Source organism: Streptomyces sp. NPDC056452 (genome assembly GCF_042796085.1).
Classification (GTDB): domain Bacteria; phylum Actinomycetota; class Actinomycetes; order Streptomycetales; family Streptomycetaceae; genus Streptomyces.
Genome location: NZ_JBHTRI010000006.1, coordinates 218,694 through 241,564, shown reverse-complemented (window position 1 = coordinate 241,564; position 22,871 = coordinate 218,694). Strand labels below are relative to the sequence as shown.

The window sequence follows — 22,871 nt, the reverse complement described above, 5'->3', positions numbered from 1 at the left end:
CGGTCACCCGGTGCTGAGCAGCGGCACCAGATAGCGGCGGGCGAAGGCACGCACCTGTTCCTCGTCGTCGAGCTCGAAGCAGCTGACCGGATTGAGGAGGAAGGAGACGGTGATCCGCACCATGAGCTCGGCCACCGGTGTGGGATCCGTCTCCGGCCGCCCTTCCGCGCGCTGGGCATGGCGCAGCCGGTCGGTGAGGTATCCGCGCATCGCGAGGAAGGCCGGGCCGCTCTCCAGGGTGAGGAAGGGGAGCATGATCTCCGGCTCCAGCTTCAACAGCCCGCCGACCAGCGGGTGTTCGCGAATGTGCTGGAGGACGGCGACGAAGCCGGCGACGAGCCGGTCCTCCATGGTGGGCAGGGCGGCCACCGCGTCGTCGACGTCCATGACGAAGCGGCGGTACTCGCGCAGCAGGCAGGCCGAGACCAGGCTGTCCTTGTTGCCGATCCTCCGGTACACCGTCACCCGCGAGACCTTGGCCCGCTTGGCCACGTCGTCGACGGTCGAGCGGCGCAGCCCGAAGGTCATGAACTGCTCGCGTGCCGCGTCGAGGATCTGCTCGCTCAGGGCATCCGACGGCGGCGACTCGATCAGCGCGCGGGCCAGCAGTGCCTCGTTCGTGCTCCGTGCCGACATGGGCCCTCCCCGTTCCACCGTGACCACTCAACCACAACGACGACTGAACACAGATACCCAGCACGTCTCTTTGTAGCTTTCTCCCTTTCAGGAGGTACTCCGTGTCCATCGACCATGCCCTCCCCCGCTCCCTCTCCGCCGAACAGCGGGATTTCGTCGCGGCGTTGCGGGACTTCGCCCGGCGCGAGTGCGGTACGCGCGAGCAGCGCGACGCCCTGACCGCCGAGACGGGCGGGCCGCACGCCCCGTCGCTCTACGCCCGGCTGGCGGAGCTCGGCTGGCTCGGCGTGTGCCTGCCGGAGGCGTACGGGGGCTCGGGCGGCGGGATGACCGACGCCTGCCTCTTCCTGCGGGAAACGGCGCGGGGCCTCGTACCGGCCGGCGGGTTCATCACCTCGGTGATCACGGCCAAGGCGTACGAGCGGTTCGGCAGCGAGGAGCAGCGCAAGGCTGCGCTCGGGGGCGCGGTGGCCGGGCAGGTCCTGTCCATCGCGATGTCGGAACCGGATGCCGGCTCCGATGTCGCCGCGCTGCGGTGCCGGGCCGAACGGACCCCGGAGGGCGGCTGGCTGATCAACGGCCACAAGACCTGGATCTCCAACGCCCATCTGGCCGAGCACATCCTGCTGGTGGCCCGCACGGACAGCGCCGGGGCGAAGCACGCGGGGCTGACCATGTTCCATGTGCCGGCCCGCACCCCGGGGATCGGTATCCGGCCCATCGAGACGATGGGCGGACGTGAGGTCAACGACGTCTACTTCACCGATGTCCGGCTGCCGGCCGACGCGGTGGTCGGCACGGCCGACCGGGCCTGGTCCCAGTTGATGGCGGGCCTCAACGCGGAACGGCTCTTCCTCGCGGCGAACATGCTGGGACTGGCGGAGCGGGTGCTCGACGACACGGTCGCCTATGTACGGGGGCGCGAGCAGTTCGGCCGCCCGGTCGGCTCCTTCCAGGCGCTGCGGCACCGGCTTGCGGACCTGGCGACCGAGATCGAGTGCGCGCGGTTGCTGGTCTTCGACGTGGCGGCGGCCTGCGACGCCGAGCCGGAGCGGCTGTTCCCGCGCGAGGCGTCCATGGCGAAGCTCAAGGCGACCGAGACCGCGAAGCTCGCGGCGCTGGAGGGCATGCAGATGATGGGTGGCTACGGTTACGCGACGGAGTACGACATGCAGCGCCATCTCCGGGCGGCGGTCGTGTCGACGGTGTACGGCGGGACGAGCGAGATCCAGCGCGACATCATCGGCAGGAGCTACGGGCTGTAGATCCGGCTACGCGTGGTCGTAGACCGTCACGGCGATGCCTCGGTCCGCGAGCCGCCCGGCTATGAGGGGTTCGACCCTGGTCCATCTGCCGCCCGCCAGCCCGCAGCCGATGCGCGGCATATGGACCGAGGCCCCCAGCTCGCCGGCCCGGACGGCGACCTTCTCCAGTCCCGCGTCGATCGCCTCGTAACGCACCGGCACACCCTTGCTGCCGGTGCGTGTCCCCCGCTGCCCCACCAGGTTCGCCACCCAGGTGTACGGGCCGACCTGGACGAACTGGACGGCGCCCAGGCCGAAGTCGTTGCCCGCGCGCTCACGGTGCCAGCGGCGGTACGCGGCTTCCGGCTCGGGCCAGCGGCGGGAGAGGGCCAGCACGAAGCCCTTTCCCCAGCCGCCCAGGTCGTTGCAGCAGTGCACGATCAGCTTGACGCCCTTGCCCGCAGGCGTGGTGGCGTCGCCCTGTACGTAAGTGATCCCCGACATGGCCTCACCGTACGGGCCACCACTGACAATCCGTCCGGAGCGCTCAGTTCCTGCCCTCCTCGTACAGTGCGTCGAGCTCGTCGCCGTACTGCTCGCGGATCACCCGGCGGCGCAGTTTGAGCGAGGGGGTCAGCTCGCCGGTCTCCGGGCTCCACTCCTGCGACAGCAGCCGGTAGCGCTTGATCTGCTCGGTGCGGTTCAGCCGGGCGTTGGCCGCCTCGACGGCCCGGGCGATCTCCTCGCGCACGGCGGGGTGGTCGGCGTACGCCGCCGGACTCCCGTCGATGCCGCGGGCCGCCGCCCAGGCCGGGGCCATCTCCGGGTCGAGGACGAGCAGGGCCACCAGGTAGGAGCGTCCGTCGCCGTGGACGAGGGCCTGCCCGATCAGCGGGTGTTCCTTGAGCGTGTTCTCGACGAGTGCCGGGGAGACGTTCTTGCCCGTCGAGGTGATGATCATTTCCTTCTTGCGGTCGGTGAGCCACAGGTAGCCGTCGTCGTCGATGCGGCCGATGTCCCCGGTGGGGAACCATCCGTCGGCGTCCAGCGCCCCGTCCACCGTGCCGTCCTCGCGCAGATAGCCCGCGAACACGGTCCCGCCCCGGACCAGGATCTCGCCGTCGTCCGCGATGCGGAGCTCCAGCCCCTCCAGCGGCCGGCCCACCGATCCGAGCCGGAAGGCCGAAGGGCTGTTGGTGGTGAACACCCCGACGGTCTCGGTGAGCCCCCAGGCGTCCATGACGACGATGCCGAAGCCCGCCCAGAAGCGGACCACGTCCAGCGGCATCGGCGCGGAGGCGCTGGCCGTCCAGACCAGCCGGTCGAAGCCCGCGAGGGCGAGGATCGGGTCCAGGACCTCCTCCTTGGCCCGTCGGTACGCGGCCTCCAGCCCGGCGGGCGGCTCCTCGCCCCGTTCCCGGTACGCGACGTGTTCACGCGCCGTCCCGCCCGCGGCCTCGATCACCGCCCGCCGTTCCTCCGGCAGTCCGGCCAGGGCGGCCCGTACGCTCGCGGCGAGCTTCTCCCACACCCTCGGCACCCCGAAGAACTGAGCCGGACGCAGGGCGCCCGCGGTCGCCGCCACCGCGGCCGTGTCCGCGCACAGATGGACGTGCGAGGCCCGGAAGACCGGCAGGTAGATGCCGAGCATCCGCTCCGCGATATGGGCGAACGGGAGGTAGCAGATGTGCTCGACATGGTCGGGCAGCTCCACCACCCGGTCCAGGGCCAGCGCGTTGACCACGACACTGCGGTGTGTGATCGGGACGGCCTTCGGGTCACCGGTGGTGCCCGAGGTGTAGACGACCGTCAGGGGATCGTCGGCGCGCGACTCCCGCCAGGCCTTCTCGAAGGCGTCGGTCGTGTGCAGCCGCGCTCCGGTCGCGTGCAGGGACGTGTAGGCCAGGTGCGTCCCGGCCCCGTCCGGCTCCACCACGACGAGCTTCTCCAGCGGTACCGCGGGGTCCGCCAGCAGGGGCTCCCAGCGCTCCCGCTCCCGTGCGCCCTCGATGACCGCGAACCGGGCACGGCTGTGCCGGGCGATGTGGGCGATCTGTTCGGGGGCGGCGGTGCCGTACACCGTCACGGGGACAGCCCCGAGGTGGGTGAGGGCCAGGTCGCTCAGCCAGTGTTCGGGCCGGTTGCCCATCATCATGAGGACCTGCTCGCCGCGCTCCACCCCGAGGGCGGCGTAACCGGCGGCGAGCACCGCGGTCTCCCGGCGCACCTCCTGCCAGCTGAGGGTCGTCCATCCGGCTTCGTCGTCCGCGGCGCGCCAGGACAGGGCGGGAAGCCCGCCGTGGTCCTCGGCGTTGCGCAGCAGCAGGGCCGGGAGGGTGAGTTGGTCGGGTTCGGTGGGAAGTCGCAGGATCGTGGTCACGGCCGCCTCCTGTCGCCATCGGCCGGACCGCACGGTCCGTACCGGAGGGTGAGACTGTGCTTCGATGGTGCCGGACACTTTCACAACAGTGGTGAGACAGCAATACTGTTGCACCTGATTGGTGCGCAGGCACCGCAGCCCAGCGGCCGGCGACAAGGAGCAGACATGGCGACCGGGACCGACGAGCCGACGCTCACCGTCGACGAACTGGCTGCGCGCGCGGGAGTCACCGTGCGCACCGTGCGTTTCTACAGCACCAGGGGGCTGCTGCCGCCCCCGGAGATCGGGCCGCGCAGGGTCGGGCACTACGGACCCGGCCATCTCTCACGGCTCGCCCTGATCGAGGAACTCCAGCACCAGGGCATGACACTCGCCGCGATCGAGCGGTACCTGGAGCAGCTGCCGCCGGATCTGAGCGCGCACGACCTGGCCATCCACCGGGCCCTGGTCGCCTCCTGGGCGCCCGACTCCGCGGAGGACATGCCGCGGGCGGAGCTGGAGCGGCGCGCCGGCCGGGCGCTGAGTGCCTCGGACGTGGACCGGCTGGCGGCGATGGGTGTGCTGGAGCGCCCCGGCGGTCCCGACGACGACACCTGCCGGGTGGATGTCGGGCTGCTGCGGCTCGGGGTGGAGCTGCTGGACGTACCGATCGCGCACGAGACGATCCTGGCCGCGCGCACGGTCCTGCTGGAGCACACCCGGTCGGCCGCCCACGAGCTGTCACGGCTGTTCCGGGACGAGGTGTGGAATCCGTACCGGGAGCGGGAGCAGGACCCGGAGCACCTGAAGGCGATGAGGTCGCTGTCCGCCCATATGCAGCCGATGGTCCTGCAGGCCCTGGTGACGGCGTTCCAGCGGTCGTTGAAGGAGGAGCTGCGGGCCGCGTTCACCACGGAGTGAACGCGGCCCGTGCCGGGTGTCAGTCGTGGAAGGTCTCGCCCTTCTCGGCCTTCTCCACGAGCAGCGCGGGCGGCAGGAAGCGGTCGCCGTAGCGCTCGGCGAGCTGCCGGGCACGCGCCACGAAGCCGGGCAGGCCGCCCTCGTACCCGTTGATGTACTGGAGCACGCCACCGGTCCAGGCAGGGAAGCCGATGCCCATGATGGAGCCGATGTTGGCGTCGGCGACGGTGATCAGGACGTTCTCCTCCAGGCAACGGACGCTGTCCAGAGCCTCGGAGAAGAGCATCCGCTCCTGCATGTCGGCGAACGGGACGTCCGTGTCCGGCTTGGTGAAGTGCTCGCGCAGACCGGGCCAGAGGCGCGCGCGCCTGCCGTCCTCGTCGTACTCGTAGAAGCCCGCGCCGCCGCTGCGTCCGGGGCGCTCGAACTCGTCGACCATCCGGTCGATGACCGCGTCCGAGGGGTGCGGGGCCCATGTGCCGCCCGCCTCCTCGACGGCGCGCCGGGTCTCGTTGCGGATCTTGCGGGGCAGGGTGAGCGTCAGCTCGTCCATCAGTGAGAGGACCTTGGCCGGGTAGCCGGCCTGGGCCGCCGCCTGCTCGACGGACGCGGGCTCGACGCCCTCGCCGACCATCGCGACGCCCTCGTTGATGAAGTGCCCGATGACGCGCGAGGTGAAGAAGCCGCGCGAGTCGTTGACGACGATCGGCGTCTTCTTGATCCGGCGCACCAGGTCGAAGGCACGGGCCAGTGCCTCGTCGCCCGTCTTCTCGCCCTTGATGATCTCGACGAGCGGCATCTTGTCGACGGGCGAGAAGAAGTGCAGTCCGATGAAGTCGACCGGCCTGCTGACGCCCTCGGCGAGCACGGTGATGGGCAGGGTCGAGGTGTTGGAGCAGAGGAGCGCGTCGGGGTCGACGATGTCCTGGATCTCCTGGAACACCTTGTGCTTGAGCGCGGTGTCCTCGAAGACGGCCTCGATCACGGCGTCGCAGCCCGCGAGGTCGGCCGGGTCCCCGGTCGGGGTGATGCGGGCCAGCAGCTCGTCGCGCTTCGCCTCGGTCGTGCGGCCCCGGGAGAGCGCCTTGGCGAGCAGCTTCTCGCTGTACGCCTTGCCCTTGGCGGCGGCCTCGGTGGAGACGTCCTTGAGGACGACGTCGATGCCCGCGCGGGCGCAGGAGTACGCGATGCCCGCGCCCATCATCCCGGCGCCGAGGACGGCGACCTTGCGGATCGGGCGCTCCTCGATGCCCTTGGGGCGGCTGGCACCGGAGTTGACGGCCTGGAGGTCGAAGAAGAACGCCTGGATCATGTTCTTCGAGACCTGGCCGGTGACCAGCTCGGTGAAGTAGCGGGCCTCGATGGTCAGCGCGGTCTCGAAGTCGACCTGCGAACCCTCGACCGCCGCGGCCAGGATGTTGCGGGGCGCGGGCATGGGGGCGCCCGCGAGCTGCTTCTTCAGGTTGGCCGGGAAGGCGGGCAGGTTGGCCGCGAACTTCGGGTTGGACGGGGTGCCGCCGGGGATCCGGTAGCCCTTGACGTCCCAGGGCTGCTGCGACTCGGGGTGGGCGTCGATGAAGGCGCGGGCCTTGTCGAGCATCTCCTCGGGGGTGGCGGCGACCTCGTGGACCAGGCCGTTCTCCAGGGCCCGCTGCGGGGTGTACTGGGTGCCCTGGAGGAGGACCTTGAGCAGCGCGTCGGCGATGCCCATCAGCCGTACGGTACGGGTGACGCCGCCGCCCGCGGGCAGCAGGCCGAGGGTGACCTCGGGCAGGCCGATCCGGGAGCCGGGGGCGTCCAGGGCGATGCGGTGGTGGGCGGAGAGGGCGATCTCGTAACCGCCGCCGAGCGCGGCGCCGTTGATCGCGGCGACGACCGGCTTGCCGAGGGTCTCGATGCGGCGCAGGGACCTCTTGATCGCGGTGCCGGCGTCGAACGCGTCCTGCGCGTTCTCGGGACCGATCCTGATCATGTCCTTGAGGTCGCCGCCCGCGAAGAAAGTCTTCTTGGCGGAGGCGTAGATGATGCCGCGGATGGAGTCCTTCTCGGCCTCGGCCCGGTCGGCGACGGCCTCGATGGAGTCCCTGAAGGCCCGGTTCATCGTGTTGGCCGACTGGTTGGGGTCGTCGAGTACGAGGGTGACGACGCCGGTCTCGTCCTGTTCCCAGCGGATGGTCGTGCTCTCGGTCATGTCTGTTCTTCTCCGTAAGCAGGGGTGGCCGGGGGACGGTCAGAGACGCTCGATGACGGTGGCGACACCCATGCCGCCGCCGACGCAGAGGGTGACGAGGCCGTAGCGCTTGTCCTGCCGCTCCAGTTCGTCGATGAGCGTGCCGAGGATCATCGCGCCGGTCGCGCCGAGCGGGTGGCCCAGCGCGATGGCGCCGCCGTTGACGTTGACCTTGTCGAGGGAGAGGCCCATGTCCCGCACGAAGCGCAGGACGACGCCGGCGAAGGCCTCGTTGATCTCGACGAGGTCGATGTCGTCGATGGTGAGCCCGGCCTTGGCCAGCGCCTTGCGGGTGGCAGGTGCGGGACCGGTCAGCATGATGGTGGGCTCGGATCCGGAGACGGCCGCGGAGACGATCCGGGCGCGCGGGGTGAGGCCGTAGCGCTCGCCGACCTCCTTCGACCCGATGGCGACGAGGGCGGCGCCGTCCACAATGCCGGAGGAGTTGCCCGCGTGGTGGACGTGGTCGATCTTCTCGACCCAGTGGTACTTCTGCAGGGCGACGGCGTCGAAGCCGCCCATCTCGCCGATCGCGGCGAAGGACGGCTTGAGGGAGGCGAGCGAGTCGGCGGTGGTGCCGGGCCGCATGTGCTCGTCGTGGTCGAGGACGAGGAGACCGTTGCGGTCCCTGACGGGTACGACGGAGCGGCCGAAGCGCTCGTCCTTCCAGGCCGCGGCGGCGCGCTCCTGGGAGAGTGCGGCGTACTCGTCGACGTCCCGGCGGGAGAAGCCCTCGATGGTGGCGATGAGGTCGGCGCCGATGCCCTGCGGGGCGAAGCCGGTCTCGAAGCTGGTCATCGGGTCCATGGCCCAGGCTCCGCCGTCGGAGCCCATCGGCACCCGGGACATCGACTCGACTCCGCCGGCCAGGACGAGGTCCTCCCAGCCCGAACGGACCTTCGCGGCAGCGAGGTTGACCGCTTCGAGGCCCGAGGCGCAGAAGCGGTTCTCCTGGACGCCCGCGACGGAGTCCGGGAGTCCGGCCGCGATCGCGGCGATACGGGCGATGTCGGAGCCCTGGTCGCCGAGCGGGCTGACCACGCCGAGGACGATGTCGTCGATGGCCGCGGGGTCGAGGTCCGGGAAGCGGGCCCGGATCTCGTGGATGAGGCCGACGACGAGGTCGATCGGCTTGGTTCCGTGCAGGGCGCCATTGGCCTTGCCGCGACCGCGCGGGGTGCGGATCGCGTCGTAGACGAACGCTTCGGTACTCAAGACAGCAGCCTTTCGAGGGTGGTTGCGCAACAGGGTGGCGGGAGCCGGGTCAGCCGAGCAGCGAGCGGCCGATGATCTCCTTCATGATCTCCGTCGTTCCGCCGTAGATGGTCTGGATGCGACCGTCGGTGAACGCCTTCGCGACCCGGTACTCGGTCATGTACCCGTATCCGCCGTGGAGTTGGAGACAGCGGTCGGCGACACGCTTCTGCAGTTCGGTGGCCCACCACTTGGCCATCGAGGCGTGTACGGCGTCGAGCGTCCCGGCCGAGTGGTCGACGATGCACCGGTCGAGGAAGGCCCTGGTGACGGCGCACTCGGTGGCCATCTCGGCGATCTCGAACCTGATGTGCTGGAGCTTGGAGAGCGGCCGCCCGAAGGCTTCGCGCTCCTTGACGTACTGGGTGGTGATCTCCAGGAGGTATTCGGCCGCGGCGATTCCGGCGACCGCTATGCCCATCCGTTCCTGGGCCAGGTTGGTCATGAGGTGGATGAAGGCGCCGTCGAGCTCGCCGAGGAGGTTCTCCTTGGGGACGTGCACGTCGTTGAAGAACAGCTCGGCGGTGTCCTGGGACTTCTGGCCGATCTTGTCGAGGTTGCGGCCGCGCTCGAAGCCTTCCGCGCCGCGTTCGACGACGAGCAGCGAGAGGCCCTTCGCGCCGCCCTCCGGCGAGGTCTTGGCGACGACGATCACCAGGTCGGCGAGGATGCCGTTGGAGATGAAGGTCTTCGAGCCGTTGAGCAGCCAGTGGTCGCCCTTGTCCTCGGCGGTGGTGCGGATGCCCTGGAGGTCGGAGCCCGCACCGGGTTCGGTCATCGCGATGGCGGTGATGATCTCGCCGGAGCAGAAGCCGGGCAGCCAGCGACGCTTCTGCTCCTCGGTGCCGAGTCCGGTGAGGTAGGGGCCGATGATGTCGTTGTGCAGGCCGAGCGCCAGCCCCGCGACGCCGGCCCGGGTGAACTCCTCGGCGAGGACGGCGCTGTAGCGGAAGTCGGCGTTGCCGCCGCCCCCGTACTCCTCGGGTACGGCGAGGCCGAGCAGCCCCTGCCGGCCGGCCGCGAGCCATGCCTCGCGCGAGACGATGCCGTCCTTCTCCCACTGCTCGTAGTGCGGGAGCGCCTCCTTGGCCAGGAAGGTGCGGACGGTTTCGCGGAACGCGTCGTGCTCTTCGGTGAAGATCTGCCGCTGCACTTCAAGCCCCCTGGAGCCAGTTCTTGACGGTGGAGATCAGGCGGGCCGGCTCGGGGCCGACGGGCGTGACGTTGAGCATGGTGACGCCGGCCTCGCGGAAGGCCTCGATGCGGTCGCGTACGTACCCCTCGGGCCCGCAGAGCGACATGAGCTCGCAGAATTCGTCCGGGACCGCGGCCTCGGCCTCCTTCTTCTTCCCCGAGAGGTAGAGCTCCTGGATCGTGGCGGCTTCCTTCTCGTACCCGTAGGCGACGGCGAGGTCGTTGTAGAAGTTCTTGCCGGGTGCGCCCATGCCTCCGACGTACAGCGCGATCTGCGGGCGGGCGAGGTCCCTGAGGGCCGCGGCGTCGTCGCCGATGGCGAGCAGCCCGCCCGCGACGGTCTGCAGCGGACCGAGCGCCGGATCACGCTTCGCCGTGCCTTCGGCCAGGGCGCCGCCCCAGACCTGCCGGGCCTTCTCCGGGATGTAGAGGGTGGGCAGCCAGCCGTCGGCGATCTCGGCGGTCAGCGCCACGTTGGAGGGGCCGAGGGAGGCGATGTAGAGCGGAATGTTCTCGCGGAGCGGCCGGGTGAGGATCTTCAGCGGCTTGCCGAGCCTGCCGCCCTTCTCCTTCGGCAGCGGCATGTCGGTGATGCCGTGGTGGTCGATGACCTCACGGCGCCAGATCCGCCGGCAGAGCTCGACGGTCTCGCGGGTCCGGCCGAGCGGCTTGTCGTACGGCTTGCCGTGCCAGCCCTCCACGACCTGCGGGCCGGACGCGCCGAGCCCGAGCAGGGCCCGGCCGCCGGAGACCGCATCGAGTCCGGCTCCGGTCTGGGCGATGAGGGCGGGGGTGCGGGAGTAGACGTTGAGGATCGCCGCGCCGATCTTCATGCGCTCGGTGCGGGCGGCCAGATATCCCATGATCGTGGGCGAGTCGAAGCCGTACGCCTCGGCGACCCAGACGGCGTCGAGTCCGGCGGATTCCAGTGCCGCGACCTGGTCGCAGGCGGCGCGCGGGTCGCCCGCGTAGTTCAGCGGGAGGGAGAGTTCCATCAGTCGGTGCCGTCCTTCTTCGGGAGGGTCCGCATGCTCGGTACGTCCCAGTCGCGGGCCACGTCCTCGGTGTCCGCGCCGGGCCGGGCGGGCCCGCTGCGGACGCGGGAGGGGGTGGCGGAGAACCGGGGGGCGGGCGCGGGCTGGGTGAGGCCGCCGTGCTCGACGTAGGTGGAGCGGGCGGCGAGGTGCGGGTGGTGAGGCGCCTCGCGGAGCGAGAGGACGGGGGCGACGCAGGCGTCGGTGCCTTCGAAGATCTCGGTCCACTCGGCGCGGGTGCGGGCCCTGAAGCGGTCGGCGACGAGGGTGCGCAGGTCCGCCCAGCGGCTGAAGTCGTTGCGGTCGGGGGCTTCGTCGGCGATCCCGAGCAGCTTGCCGAACTGTTCGTAGAACTGCGGCTCCAGCGGTCCGACCGCCATGTACTCGCCGTCGGACGTCTCGTAGCAGCCGTAGAAGGGGCAGCCGCCGTCGAGGAGGTTGGAGCCGCGCCGGTCCTGCCAGCTGCCGGCCGCCAGCATCCCGTGGATCATCGTGGCGAGGTGGGCGGCACCGTCGACGATGGCGGCGTCCACCACCTGGCCGGTGCCGCCGGGTGTGCGGGCGTGCTGGAGGGCGGCGAGCACGCCGACGACGAGGTAGAGCGAGCCGCCCGCGTAGTCGCCGACCAGATTGGCGGGCACCGTGGGCGGCTCCCCGGGTCTGCCGATCATGGAGAGGGTGCCGCTGAGGGCGATGTAGGCGATGTCGTGGCCGGCCCGTTCGGCCAGCGGCCCGTCCTGGCCCCAGCCGGTCATGCGCCCGTAGACGAGCTGCGGATTGCGGTCCAGACATGCGGCCGGGCCCACGCCGAGGCGTTCGGCGACGCCGGGGCGGTAGCCCTCGATCAGGATGTCGGCGCGCTCCACGAGGTCGAGCACCTGCCCTGCACCGCCCTCGGCCTTGAGGTCGACGAGGACCGAGCGTTTGTTGCGGTTGGTGAGGTCGTACGCGGGATCGATCCCGAGCGCCGCGCCGCCGGGCCGGTCGACGCGCACCACATCGGCGCCGAGGTCGGCCAGGAGCATCGCGGCGAACGGTCCCGGGCCGATGCCCGCCAGTTCGACGACACGCACTCCGGCCAGTGGACCCTGCCCTGTCGTTGCCATCAAGCCCCCAGCGGTGTGACACAACTGATGTAACATCGATGATGTTAAGAATGCTCGACGCTCCGCACAACCCTTTTGGCCGAGCAAGCGCTTAGTTCCTTCTCCCGGATCCTCTCGCACCGAGGCCCTCCCGGCTGCACAGCGCCACGAACCCCTCCGCTACCCTCTGCCTGCTACATCGGCGCCGGCCCGTGCGGAGGCACTCATGAACAGGCAGAACGGGGCAGAACGCCCCTATGACGTCATCCTTTTCGGCGCCACCGGCTTTGTGGGGACACTCACCGCCGCGTATCTGGCGGAGCACGCGCCGGACGGCTTCCGCTGGGCGGCGGCGGGCCGCAGCCGGGCCAAGCTCGAAAAGCTGCGCGAGAACCTCGCGGCGATCAACCCGCGCTGCGCGGAGCTGCCCCTGCTGACAGCCGATGCCGGCGATCCCGGCACGCTGCGCGAACTCGCCGGGTCCGCCCATGTGGTGGCATCGACGGTGGGCCCGTACGTCTGGTACGGCGAGGGGCTGGTGGCGGCCTGCGCCGAGGCCGGGACCGACTACGCCGACCTCACCGGCGAGGCGGAGTTCGTCGACCGGATGTTCCTGGAGCACGACACACGGGCCCGCGAGACGGGGGCCCGGATCGTGCACGCCTGCGGCTTCGACTCCATACCGCACGACCTCGGCGTCTACTTCACCGTCCAGCAGCTCCCCGAGGACGTGCCGCTGACCGTCGACGGCTACGTCCGCAGCAACGCCGTCTTCTCGGGCGGCACGTTCGCCTCGGCGCTCACCGCGATCGGCCGCGGCCCGCAGATGATCCGGGCCGCGAAGGAACGCCGTCTGCACGAGCCGCGCCTGGTCGGCCGCCGGGCCCGCGCCCCGCAGGGCTCACCCCACTTCAGCCCGGCGACCGGGACGTGGGCACTGCCGCTTCCGACCCTGGACCCTCGTGTCGTGGAGCGGTCGGCGCGGGCGCTGGGACGTTACGGCCCCGACTTCCGCTACCGGCACTTCGCCTCGGTGAAGCACCTGCCGGTGGCGCTCGGAGGCACCGCTGCCCTGGGCGTGCTGACGGCGGCTGCCCAGATCCCCGCCGTGCGGAGCTGGCTCATGGACCGTTACGAACCCGGCACCGGCCCCGGCAAGGAGCGCAGGGACCGCAGCTGGTTCACGGTGCGCTTCGTCGGGGAGGGCGGCGGCCGCCAGGTCTTCACCGAGGTGTCGGGCGGTGACCCGGGCTACGACGAGACCGCGAAGATGCTCGCCGAGGCCGCCCTCTGCCTGGCCCTGGACGACCTGCCGAAGACGTCGGGGCAGGTCACGACCGCCGTGGCGATGGGCGACGCGCTCCTGGAACGGCTGACGGCCGCGGGGCTGGGCTTCCGCGTCGCGGCGATGCTCTGAGGCGGGCGCGGTTCCCTGGGCGTACGGGAGGGCGTCGGCGGGTCAGAGCATCCAGGAGGCGAGGGTGCAGACCATGGAGACGGTCCAGGCGGCTCCCGCGACAACGCCCAGGGTCATACCCACGGCAACGCCGCGCTGGGACAGACGTACGGTTCCGGTGTTCATGGGGGGTGCGTGGTGGTCGATCATGTGTACCAGCCTGCCCCTGATGTTCGACGAACAACATCCGTTCATGTACTCAGATGGAAACAATCCCGGCCGTCGGGCCGGGACGGCCGTGCCATGACAGCCGCGCCGGGGCGGGCAGGCGACGGCGGTCAGGCAACGGCCTCCCGCAGGGCCGCCCGGCACAGGGCGTCGGCCCGGCGCGTGGTCTCCGGCTGGCGGAAGTCGCGGGCCAGCAGCAGCGTGTGGGCGCAGGCGTTGTCCAGGCCCGTGCGGTGGCCGACGGAGACGAAGACGGGCTTGGTGGCGTCCTGGGTGCGCAGCGCCCGGCCGACCACCTCGTCCCCGTCCATGAGCGGGGTGGAGTCTCCGCGCCGGGGCCCCGGTTGCTCGTAGCGGAAGGTGAACGGATTCTTGGCGACGCCGATGACCGCGAGGCCGGTGAGGACGCCCAGATGGCTTGCGAGTCCGAACCTGCGGGGGTGAGCCCGACCGTAGCCGTCGCAGACGACGAGCCCGGGGTCGACGGGCAGCGCCTCCAGGGCGGCGAGCACCGTCGGGATCTCCCTGAAGGCCAGGAGCCCGGGGACGTAGGGGAAGGTCACCCGGCCCCGCGCGGTCGACTCGGCCACGACCTCGAGTGTCGCCGCGTCGAGGACGACGGCCGCCGCCACGACGACGTCCCGCTCGTCGTCGTAGGCGACATCGACGCCGGTCACCCGGCCGGTGCCGGGCCGCGGCCCCGGTTCGTCGAGCACCACGCGGGTGCGCAGTGTGTCCTGGACGGCGCGTGCCTCGGCCTCGTCGGCGGGCATGGTGAAAGTCGTCATGGTGCGTTCGAGTCTAGGCACCCACGGGCTCTCGGCGGTCCCGTAGCCTGGCGATCATGTTCGTACTCGAGTTGACCTACAGCGCACCGGTCGAGCGCGTCGACGCACTCATGAAGGAACACGTCGCGTGGCTCGACACCCAGTACACGGCAGGGGTGTTCATCGCCTCCGGGCGCAAGAACCCGCGTGACGGCGGCGTGATTCTCGCTGTCGGGGACGATCGCGCGCGGATCGAGGAGATCGCGGCGACCGACCCCTTCGCGGTACACGGGGTGTGCGCCTACCGGATCACGGAGTTCCTCGCGACGAAGACGTCGCAGGCACTGGCCCCCTACCGGCAGCAACTGCCCGGATAGGCGCGGCTATCCGAGCCGGGCGACGCGTCCCTTCTCGCCCGCGGCCCAACAGCCCCCGTGGTCCACGCAGTTCACCGTGTCGTACGAACCGGTGTCCACCGTCCTCCAGGTGCGGCCGCCGTCCAGCGTCAGGTCCGTGCCGGTCGGGCCGACCGCCAGCGCCGCCGACCTGCTGTGCGGGAGCCATGCGACGCCCGAACGGTAGGCCGGGGGCGGGGTGGTGGCCCCCTGCCAGGTGCGTCCGCCGTTGCCGGTGACGGCCGCGGCGTCCGGCGACGCCTGGTCCGCGCGGTAGTCGCCGCCGACCGCGATGCCGTGCGTGCGGTCGCGGAAGGCGAGGCCGAAGACTCCGCGCGCGGGGTCCCCGGCCGGGATGGGTGACGCGGTCTCGGACCAGGTCAGGCCGCGGTCACCGGAGTGCAGCACCCGGGCGGTGTCCGCACCGCCGGTGGCGAGCCAGACGTCCTTGGGGCCCGAGCTGACGAGGCACTGGCCGCTCGCCGCGAAACCGGCCTCGCCGGGGCGGGCGGCGGGCATGCCCGCGTCGGGCAGCACCTTCCAGTTCCGTCCGCCGTCGGAGGTCGACAGGATGCGGAACTTCCCGTCCACCGGGTCGCTCATCGCCAGCCCGTGACGGCTGTCGAAGAAGGTCAGGCAGTCGTAGAAGGCACGTGCGTCGGTGTTGCGGAAGGACTCGGTCCAGGTCGCGCCGCCGTCATCGGTGCGCAGGACCCTGGACGCCTCGCCCTCGCCGATGGCCAGGACCACCGCCCGCCGCCGGTCGAAGGCCTCGATGTCGCGGAACTCCAGCTCCGCCGCTCCGGGCGGCGAGACATCGCGCCAGTGCCGGCCCCCGTCGGTCGTACGCAGGACCGTGCCCCCGGACCCCGCGACCCAGGCGTCGTCGCGGCTGACCGCGGCGAGGCCGCGGAAGCGCGCGTCCGTTCCCGTGTCGGTGAGCTCCCAGGCCGGCCGGTGGCCCCGTTCGCGCGGCTCCCCCGGTGCGGCGTGCGCCGACGGTGCGGCCAGGGCGGCGGCCACAGCCGCACCGCACAGGCCCAGTGACAGCAGTCGTCTCGTCTTCCCCATGGCCCTCATGGCGCTGGAAGCTAGTCCACGGGCGGACCGCCGTCCAGGGCGCATCGGACGAAACGGGGCAGTAGGCAGGGAAGCCGGCCGGCGGTGACGCAGCTCACGCCGCCTGCCAGTGCACGAAACGAGGAGTTCCGTCGTCTACTCCAATGCCGGGAACCGTTCATCCGACGCGAGAGGGAGCAGGTCTTGTCCAGCGTTATCGAGCAGTCCGTGCAGGCCCGCATGGTCGCATCCGCTCCGCGGATGGAAACCCTGCCCGCCACCCTGAGTTACGACCGCAGGGACCCTTTCGCCGTCCGCATGGCCTTCCCGGCCCCGGCGACCCTCGAGGGCACCGAGGTGTCCTGGGAGTTCTCCCGTGAACTGCTCACGGCCGGGATGGACAGACCGGCCGGTGTCGGCGACGTCCGGGTGCGGCCCTTCGGATACGACCGCACGGTCCTGGAGTTCCACGCCGTCGAGGGCATCGCCATGGTGCACGTCCGTACGGCGGAACTGCGCCGCTTCCTGAAGCGGGCCCAGGTGCTGGTCCCGGTGGGCGACGAGCACCGCTTCCTCGACCTCGACCGCGATCTGACGGATCTGCTCGGCGGGTCCTGACCCCGACAGGCGGGTCCCTCCCCCACCGCAACGGCCCGGAAAATGCGGTTGCCGAGCCGCGGTACCCGCTCGTAACGTGAGTGCTGTCCCCGTTGTCGTCGGATCGGAGAAGGACGTTGCTCCACATCTGAGGTGTCCGTACACCGTGCCGCGCGCGTGCTGTTCCGTGCGCGGGCCCGAGTGCGACCTCAGTTGTCCGAGCCGTTCTCCGAGATTCTCCGACGCAGCCGGGAGACCTTCGTGCCTGCACCCACGACCCACATCACCTGTTCGTCCCTCTCGTTCGCCTGGCCCGACGGAAGCGATGTCTTCGAAGACTTCCAACTCGCCGTGGGCCCGGGACGGACCGGGCTCATCGGCCTCAACGGCTGCGGCAAGTCGACCCTGTTGCGCCTGATCGCCGGTGAACTCATCCCGACGGGCGGACACATCAGTACGGCCGGTGACATCGGCTACCTCCCGCAGAACCTCGTCCTTGACACCGCCCTGCGGGTCGACGCGGCGCTGGGCATCGCCGGGAAACGGACCGCGCTGAACGCCATCGAGTCGGGCGATGTCCGCGAGGAGCACTTCACCGTGGTCGGCGACGACTGGGACGTGGAGGAGCGCGCCCGCGCCACGCTCGACCAGCTGGGCCTCGCCGGTGTCGGGCTCGACCGGACCGTCGGCGAGATGTCGGGCGGCGAGTGCGTCATGCTGCGGCTGGCGGCGCTGCTGCTGGCACGTCCGTCGGTCCTGCTGCTGGACGAGCCGACGAACAATCTCGACCTGCACGCCCGCGGGCGCCTGTACGACGCTGTCGACGCCTGGACCGGTGTCCTGGTTGTCGTCAGTCACGACCGGGAGCTGCTTGAGCGGGTGGACCGGATCGCCGATCTGAGGGAGGGCACGGTCACCTGGTACGGCGGCAGCCTGACGGCGTACGAGGAGGCGCTCGCCGTGGAACAGGAGGCCGCGGAGCGGATGGTGCGGGTCGCGGAGGCCGATGTGCGTCGGCAGAAGCGCGAACTGTCCTACGCACACATCAAGTTGGCCCGGCGCAAGAGGTACGGGCAGAAGATGTGGGACACCAAGCGCGAGCCGAAGGCGGTCATGGGCCAGCGCAAGCAGACGGCGCAGGAGTCGGCCGGCAAGCACCGCGTCCTGCATGCCGAGCGGCTGGCGGACGCCGAGGAGCGGCTCGAGGACGCCGTCGAGGCCGTGCGGGACGACGACGCGATCCGCATCGAACTGCCGCACACCCAGGTGCATCCGGGTGCCGGTGTGCTGGTGCTGCGCGATCTCGAGCTGGCCCACGGCGGCCGGGTGCGCGGGGAGTTCGACCTGCGCGGCCCGGAGCGGATCGCGCTGGTCGGCCGCAACGGCGCGGGCAAGACGACGCTGTTGCGCACGATCGCCGGCGAGCTGGCGCCGTTGTCCGGCGAGGCGGTCGTCCATGTGCCGGTGGGCTTTCTGCCCCAGCGTCTGGACGTGCTCGACGACGGGCTGTCCCTCGTGGACAACGTGGCGCGGTACGCGCCGGGCGCCTCGGCCAACCGGATCCGGGCGAAGCTCGCGCACTTCCTGTTCAAGGGGGCACGGGCGGACCTGCCCGCCGCGACGCTGTCGGGCGGGGAGAGGCTCCGGGCGACCCTGGCCGCGCTGCTGCTCGCCGACCCGGCACCCCGGCTGCTGATGCTGGACGAACCGACGAACAGCCTCGACCTGTCCGGCGTGCACCGTCTCACCGCGGCGCTGGCGCGCTACGAGGGTGCGCTGATCGTGGCGAGCCACGACCTGCCGTTCCTGGAGTCGCTGGGGATCACCCGGTGGCTGCTGCTGGACGCGGGCGAACTGCGCGGAATCTCCTCCGCAGACCTATCCCGGATCCAGGGCGGTGAGGTATGACTTACCCCTCGGCATCCCGCCGCGACCTGCGGATATAACGGTACGTAAACGGGCACAGCGAGGACCGGGCTTGGCTGCGGCCTTACTGCCGCCTTAACCTACGGTCACGTAACCTACGAAGCCGTAGGTAATTCTCCCGTCCCCAGGAGCCCCCGTGACGATCACCTCTCCCCAACTCGGCAGTTCGAAGGCGTGGACCGACGCCCAGCTGCTGTACGCGCTGGAAGAGGTGGTGGAGAAGGAACTCAACCGCCATCTCAAGGTCGCCAAGGACTGGATGCCCCACGAGTACGTACCGTTCTCCGACGGCCGGAACTTCACCGGCATCTTCGAGGACGGCGAAGCGTGGGAGACCAGCCAGTCCAAGGTCACCGACATCGGCAGGATCGCGCTCGTCGTGAACCTGCTGACCGAGGACAACCTCCCCAGCTACCACCACGAGATCGCCTCCCTCTTCGGCCGTGACGGCGCCTGGGGCACCTGGGTGCACCGCTGGACCGCGGAGGAGGGCCGCCACGGCATCGTGATGCGCGACTACCTGCTCACCTCGCGCGCCGTCGACCCGGACAAGCTCGAGCAGTTCCGCATGGCGCACATGGCGGAGGGCTTCGAGTCCGACAACCGCCACTCCATGCTGCACTCCGTGGCCTACGTGGCCTTCCAGGAGCTGGCGACCCGCGTCTCCCACCGCAACACCGGCCACCAGTCGGGCGACCCCGTGTGCGACCGGATGCTGGCCCGGATCGCGACCGACGAGAACCTGCACATGGTCTTCTACCGCAACCTGCTCGGTGCCGCCTTCGAGCTCGCCCCGGACCTCACGATGCAGTCCGTGCGCGACGTGGTCGTCAACTTCCGGATGCCCGGTCACGGCATGCCCGGCTTCGAGCGCGCCGCCGCGCAGATGGCCATCGGCGAGATCTACAACATGCGCATCCACCACGACGACGTGATCCAGCCCGTGCTGCGCTACCTCAAGGTCCTCGACATCGACGGACTCGGCCCGGAGGGCCTCAAGGCGCAGGAGGAACTGGGCCTGTACATGAGCGGTCTGGACAGCGAGGCGTCGAAGTTCGACGAGAAGCTGGCCATGCGCAAGGCGCGGATGGCGGCCCGCGCGAACGCCTGACCCCGCAGGACGGTGGCGGCGCGGCTCACTCGGGCGCCGTCACCTCCGCGTACGCGGCGTCGCGCACATCGGCCACCGGGTGCTGGCGCAGGGCGCGCAGCTGGGTCCGCCAGGGTCCGGTCCAGTCGGTGCGCCGTCCCGCCGCCGCGGTGATCGCGGTGGCGAACAGCCCTTCGGCCGGCCCGCCGCTCCCGGTGAGCCGGCCCGCGACGGCGAGCAGGACATCCGTGTCGCCCGCCCCGGAACGGTTCCGATCGCCGATCCGGCCGCCGAGGGTCTGTGCGATCCGGGCGGCCTGGACCGGCCGCCCTTCGAGCAGCCCGGCCAGCCGGACGAGCCCTGCGTGCAGGGCGTCGGGGCCGGTGTCCAGATCCACGGCGCAGACCAGCAGCCGGGCCGCCTGCGGTACGAAGTCCCTGTGGTGCGCGAGCGTGTCCCCGGCCGCCGCGAGGAGGGGGCGCGCCGAGGCCCGCCGGGTCACGTCCGGCGCCGTGAGGGCGTCCACCGCGCGGACGATCCGCTGCCGTGCGGGCCGGTCCCGTCCGGCTCCCGCGTCGTCCGCGGTGTCGTTCGTGGACAGGGCGAGGAGCGCACAGTTCAGCGCGCCGGCGGCTTCCCCGCCTGCCATGGCGGCGCCGACGAGCGCGTCGGTGGCCGACTGCCAGGTACCGCGCCGGCCCAGGTCGCTCACCACGTCCACCAGCACCTCGCACGCCCCCGGCGCCCAGGGCACCCACTGGGCCAGCGCCCGGTGGGCGAGGGCCGCCAGCTCCTCGTCGTCGGTCGCGCACACCTCCTGCACCAGCCGGGCATAGTGCGGCCGGTGCTGCGCGGGCATCCGCACCGGATGGGCCCGCAGGACGGCGGTGCGCAGGCGCCGCTCACCGCGCGCCGCGTCGGCCATCACCTCCCACATCGCCTCGTCCCCGAGCAGATCCGTGCCGAACGCCACGCAGACGGCCCGCACGTCGGGGTGCTGGTCCGGCATCGCGTAGGCCTCGGCGAGGGCCTGCGCGGCAAGGGCGGAGGGCAGCCGGGTCGCGGCGAGCCGGACCATCTCCTTGCGGCTGGTCACCTTGCCGGTGCCGGGCGCCGTCCGCTCCCGCAGCAGTACGGCGAGGCGCGAGGGCCGCACGTGCCGGGAAGCACGGCTCGCAGCGAAGACCGCTACCCGCGCCTCGTCGTCACCCAGGCGTGCGAGCAGGTCGGGCAGCACGGCGGCGGGGCGGTCCGTGCGGGCCAGCGCCGCGAGCGCCGCCTCGGCGAGCACGACGTCCGAGGACGCCAGCCATCGGCGTACGGCGTCGGCCCCGGTCTGCGGGATGCCGGCCAGCTGATCGATCGCCGCCTTCCTGGCGTACAGGGGAAGCTTCTCGTCCCGTGCGGTCCGCTCCAGTGCGCGCGCCGCGGCGCTCTGCTGCTCGGGAGTCCAGCGGACGACGTCCGCGCCGACGGGCACGTGCCACGGCTCACCCGGGGTGAGGAACCTTCCGTACGGCGGGCTCTCGCCGAGCACCCGGTCCAGGAGGTCCGTGCGCCGCCGGGTGAGTACGTCCATCACCTCGGGCAGCGCGGCGGCGGAGGGCTCGCGTGCCAGGATCCGCTCGACGCGCTCGTCTCGACAGCCGGCCGGCTCCAGCCACAGGCCGATCGCGGTGCGTGCGGTGCCCGCGCTCCCGTAGCGGATCGCCTGCCACAGCAGTTCCTGGAGGTCCGGCATGGCTGCGGCACGGCGTCCGACGGCCCGGGTCAGTGCGAAGACGAGGGCGTAGTCGGCCTTCTCCGCACCCGCTTCCAGCCAGGGCCGCAGGGCCTCGAACACCGTGTGCTCCTGCCCCCGCCGCAGGGTGCGGTCGAGCCTCCCCAGGCCGGCGTCACCGGCGTTCCCGTACAGGCGGACGAGGGTGCGCAGCGCCCAGTTGAGCAGGGCGCGCCTGCCGGTGGTGGCGTGCTCGCGCAGGACGCGCAGGGCGAGGCCGCTCAGGCGGCCCCGGGTGTGTTCGGAGGAGTCCCGGGCCTCGACCGCGTCGGTGGCGATCCGGTCCAGCAGCGGTTCCACCTCGTCGGTGAAGAGCGCGGGCGGAGTGTCCAGGAGCGCGAACAGTGCGGCGGCCCTGACCGGATCCCGTTCCGAGCGCAGCCGGAGCATGTCCTTGAGGACGGTGGCGACGGCTGCCGGGTCGCCGGAGCGGCCCGCGTTGCGTATGAGCAGCGGCCAGGCTTCGGCACGGTCCTCGGCGGCGGGCCGGTGGGTCGCCGCCAGCAGGCGCTCCCGTACGTCCGCGACCGGCAGGAACGACTCGGCGAGCAGGACGGAGCTCCAGTGCCCGCCGCGCGTCCTCGCCCGGTCGGCCATGCGCCGGGCCGGACCCGCCACATGGCTGCGGGGCAGTTCTCCGAGGAGTACGGCGTCCACCGTGATGACGGAATCCTCTCCCTGCCCGGCGACGACCGCGTCGTGGAACGCGCCGCGACGGGACGGCGGGAGGGCGCGGACGAGGCGGTCCAGGACGCCGCCGTACTGCAGCACGTGCCGGCCGTACTCGGTGAGGAGCGCCTCGGGAGCCGTGACGGCCAGGCGCCGCAGCAGCGTCCCGCTGAGGGCGCCGCTGCGGGCGATCGCGAAGCTGTCCGGTCCGCGGAGCAGCTGGACCGTCCGGGCCGGGTCGGCCGAGGCGAGGACGCCCAGCCTCGTGCGCAGCGGGATCGGGAGGTTCGTCGGGCCGTAGCGTTCGAGCAGGTCGAGTACGCGGTGGGGCAGCCGCTCGGCGGCCGTGGCGACCGCGCGTTCGTGCCCGCAGCCCTGCCACCAGGCGTCGCGCATCGACTCGGGCCGGCCGGCGAGGTCCCGTTCCGCCGCGTCGAGGAACGGGCCGGGATGGTGGCGTCCGAGCGCGGCCCAGCCGGTCACCGACGGGAAGAGGCCGGGCAGGAGCCGGTTCACCGTCGCGGGGGAACAGCCCCGGAGCAGTCGGGCCGCCTCGGCGTCGCCCCACCTCTCGCGCAGCGGCTCGATGAGCCGGTCGGCGAGCTCCGTGCGGCGGTCGGTGACGACGGCCTGAAGGAGTTGGCGGCGTACGGCGGCCGGGGCATCGGCCAGCGCCGTCTCGTACGCCGTGTCCGGTACGCCCGCGGAGCGCGCCGCCCGCAGGGCTTGTCCCCGCACGAAGGGGTCCTCGTCGCCGATGCGGGCGGCCAGCCAGTCACGGTCGCCGCCCACGGCCGCGGCGACGACAGCGAGCCCGCGTTCGTAGGGTCCCCCGGTCTCCAGCTCCTCCAGGACGGGACGCAGCACACCGTCCGCGGTGAACCGCCGGGTGTGCGCCGCCAGTTCTCTCATGCGCTGAGGGTGGGCGAGGCGATCCACGGCGTCGAGGAGCGCGCAGACGAGGGCGACTGGCCGGGCGTCGGTCATGCGGCGATTGTGCCGTGCGA

At 71.6% G+C, this 22,871-nt stretch carries 19 protein-coding genes; 7 read left to right on the top strand and 12 right to left on the bottom strand.

Annotated features, from left to right (window positions below):
• Positions 1–3: 3 nt before the first annotated feature.
• Positions 4–636: a TetR/AcrR family transcriptional regulator gene (locus ACFQ6X_RS08815; RefSeq protein WP_383178043.1), complete on the bottom strand. Its 633-nt coding sequence runs from the start codon at positions 634–636 to the stop codon at positions 4–6.
• A gap of 101 nt (positions 637–737) precedes the next feature.
• Between ACFQ6X_RS08815 and ACFQ6X_RS08810 the strand changes: the two genes are divergently transcribed.
• On the top strand, positions 738–1,901 hold the full coding sequence (locus ACFQ6X_RS08810; protein WP_383178040.1) for an acyl-CoA dehydrogenase family protein: 1,164 nt from the start codon (positions 738–740) through the stop codon (positions 1,899–1,901).
• A 6-nt stretch (positions 1,902–1,907) separates the two neighbouring features.
• Here the strand turns inward: ACFQ6X_RS08810 and ACFQ6X_RS08805 are convergent, their stop codons facing one another.
• Together ACFQ6X_RS08805 and ACFQ6X_RS08800 are read right to left on the bottom strand one after the other, a co-directional pair.
• A complete protein-coding gene (locus ACFQ6X_RS08805; RefSeq protein ID WP_383178037.1) occupies positions 1,908–2,384 on the bottom strand; it encodes a macro domain-containing protein in 477 nt (158 codons plus the stop codon).
• A 43-nt stretch (positions 2,385–2,427) separates the two neighbouring features.
• Positions 2,428–4,260 carry an AMP-dependent synthetase/ligase gene (locus ACFQ6X_RS08800; protein ID WP_383178034.1) on the bottom strand — a complete coding sequence of 611 codons (1,833 nt, stop codon included), beginning with the start codon at positions 4,258–4,260 and terminating at the stop codon, positions 2,428–2,430.
• A gap of 165 nt (positions 4,261–4,425) precedes the next feature.
• Between ACFQ6X_RS08800 and ACFQ6X_RS08795 the strand changes: the two genes are divergently transcribed.
• Entirely contained in the window at positions 4,426–5,160 is a 735-nt protein-coding gene (locus tag ACFQ6X_RS08795; RefSeq protein ID WP_383178031.1) for a MerR family transcriptional regulator, read from the top strand.
• 19 nt (positions 5,161–5,179) lie between these two features.
• Here the strand turns inward: ACFQ6X_RS08795 and ACFQ6X_RS08790 are convergent, their stop codons facing one another.
• The 5 genes from ACFQ6X_RS08790 to ACFQ6X_RS08770 are packed head-to-tail and all read right to left on the bottom strand — an operon-like array spanning position 5,180 to position 11,978.
• On the bottom strand, positions 5,180–7,351 hold the full coding sequence (locus ACFQ6X_RS08790) for a 3-hydroxyacyl-CoA dehydrogenase NAD-binding domain-containing protein (RefSeq protein WP_383178028.1): 2,172 nt from the start codon (positions 7,349–7,351) through the stop codon (positions 5,180–5,182).
• 39 nt (positions 7,352–7,390) lie between these two features.
• Complete coding sequence (locus ACFQ6X_RS08785) at positions 7,391–8,605, bottom strand: acetyl-CoA C-acetyltransferase (RefSeq protein WP_383178025.1); 1,215 nt, start codon at positions 8,603–8,605, stop codon at positions 7,391–7,393.
• Between the two features lie 49 nt (positions 8,606–8,654).
• Positions 8,655–9,797 carry an acyl-CoA dehydrogenase family protein gene (locus ACFQ6X_RS08780; RefSeq protein WP_383178022.1) on the bottom strand — a complete coding sequence of 381 codons (1,143 nt, stop codon included), beginning with the start codon at positions 9,795–9,797 and terminating at the stop codon, positions 8,655–8,657.
• Position 9,798: 1 nt separating this feature from the next.
• Positions 9,799–10,833 carry an LLM class F420-dependent oxidoreductase gene (locus ACFQ6X_RS08775; protein ID WP_383178019.1) on the bottom strand — a complete coding sequence of 345 codons (1,035 nt, stop codon included), beginning with the start codon at positions 10,831–10,833 and terminating at the stop codon, positions 9,799–9,801.
• Positions 10,833–11,978, bottom strand: coding sequence for a CaiB/BaiF CoA transferase family protein (locus ACFQ6X_RS08770; RefSeq protein ID WP_383178016.1), 1,146 nt, complete (start codon positions 11,976–11,978; stop codon positions 10,833–10,835). The genes ACFQ6X_RS08775 and ACFQ6X_RS08770 overlap by 1 nt, the downstream gene beginning before the upstream one ends.
• Before the next feature lie 205 nt (positions 11,979–12,183).
• Here ACFQ6X_RS08770 and ACFQ6X_RS08765 point away from each other — a divergent pair, with 205 nt between their 5' ends.
• Positions 12,184–13,374: a saccharopine dehydrogenase family protein gene (locus ACFQ6X_RS08765; RefSeq protein WP_383178013.1), complete on the top strand. Its 1,191-nt coding sequence runs from the start codon at positions 12,184–12,186 to the stop codon at positions 13,372–13,374.
• Positions 13,375–13,416: 42 nt separating this feature from the next.
• Here the strand turns inward: ACFQ6X_RS08765 and mmpA are convergent, their stop codons facing one another.
• Positions 13,417–13,563 (bottom strand): morphogenic membrane protein MmpA, encoded by a 147-nt coding sequence (mmpA, locus tag ACFQ6X_RS08760; RefSeq protein ID WP_329205388.1) that lies wholly within the window; start codon positions 13,561–13,563, stop codon positions 13,417–13,419.
• 128 nt (positions 13,564–13,691) lie between these two features.
• Positions 13,692–14,369: an endonuclease V gene (locus ACFQ6X_RS08755; RefSeq protein ID WP_383178010.1), complete on the bottom strand. Its 678-nt coding sequence runs from the start codon at positions 14,367–14,369 to the stop codon at positions 13,692–13,694.
• 56 nt (positions 14,370–14,425) lie between these two features.
• Between ACFQ6X_RS08755 and ACFQ6X_RS08750 the strand changes: the two genes are divergently transcribed.
• Positions 14,426–14,725 (top strand): YciI family protein, encoded by a 300-nt coding sequence (locus ACFQ6X_RS08750; RefSeq protein ID WP_383178007.1) that lies wholly within the window; start codon positions 14,426–14,428, stop codon positions 14,723–14,725.
• A gap of 6 nt (positions 14,726–14,731) precedes the next feature.
• Here ACFQ6X_RS08750 and ACFQ6X_RS08745 read toward each other — a convergent pair whose 3' ends face one another.
• Positions 14,732–15,823 carry a WD40/YVTN/BNR-like repeat-containing protein gene (locus tag ACFQ6X_RS08745; RefSeq protein ID WP_383178003.1) on the bottom strand — a complete coding sequence of 364 codons (1,092 nt, stop codon included), beginning with the start codon at positions 15,821–15,823 and terminating at the stop codon, positions 14,732–14,734.
• 183 nt (positions 15,824–16,006) lie between these two features.
• Between ACFQ6X_RS08745 and ACFQ6X_RS08740 the strand changes: the two genes are divergently transcribed.
• The 3 genes from ACFQ6X_RS08740 (at position 16,007) to ACFQ6X_RS08730 (ending at position 19,436) form a co-directional block, all read left to right on the top strand.
• Positions 16,007–16,420, top strand: coding sequence for an SsgA family sporulation/cell division regulator (locus tag ACFQ6X_RS08740; RefSeq protein ID WP_383178000.1), 414 nt, complete (start codon positions 16,007–16,009; stop codon positions 16,418–16,420).
• A 240-nt stretch (positions 16,421–16,660) separates the two neighbouring features.
• Positions 16,661–18,307: an ABC-F family ATP-binding cassette domain-containing protein gene (locus tag ACFQ6X_RS08735; protein WP_383177997.1), complete on the top strand. Its 1,647-nt coding sequence runs from the start codon at positions 16,661–16,663 to the stop codon at positions 18,305–18,307.
• A 154-nt stretch (positions 18,308–18,461) separates the two neighbouring features.
• A complete protein-coding gene (locus tag ACFQ6X_RS08730) occupies positions 18,462–19,436 on the top strand; it encodes an acyl-ACP desaturase (protein ID WP_383177994.1) in 975 nt (324 codons plus the stop codon).
• Between the two features lie 25 nt (positions 19,437–19,461).
• Here ACFQ6X_RS08730 and ACFQ6X_RS08725 read toward each other — a convergent pair whose 3' ends face one another.
• On the bottom strand, positions 19,462–22,851 hold the full coding sequence (locus tag ACFQ6X_RS08725; protein ID WP_383177991.1) for a hypothetical protein: 3,390 nt from the start codon (positions 22,849–22,851) through the stop codon (positions 19,462–19,464).
• Positions 22,852–22,871 lie beyond the last annotated feature (20 nt).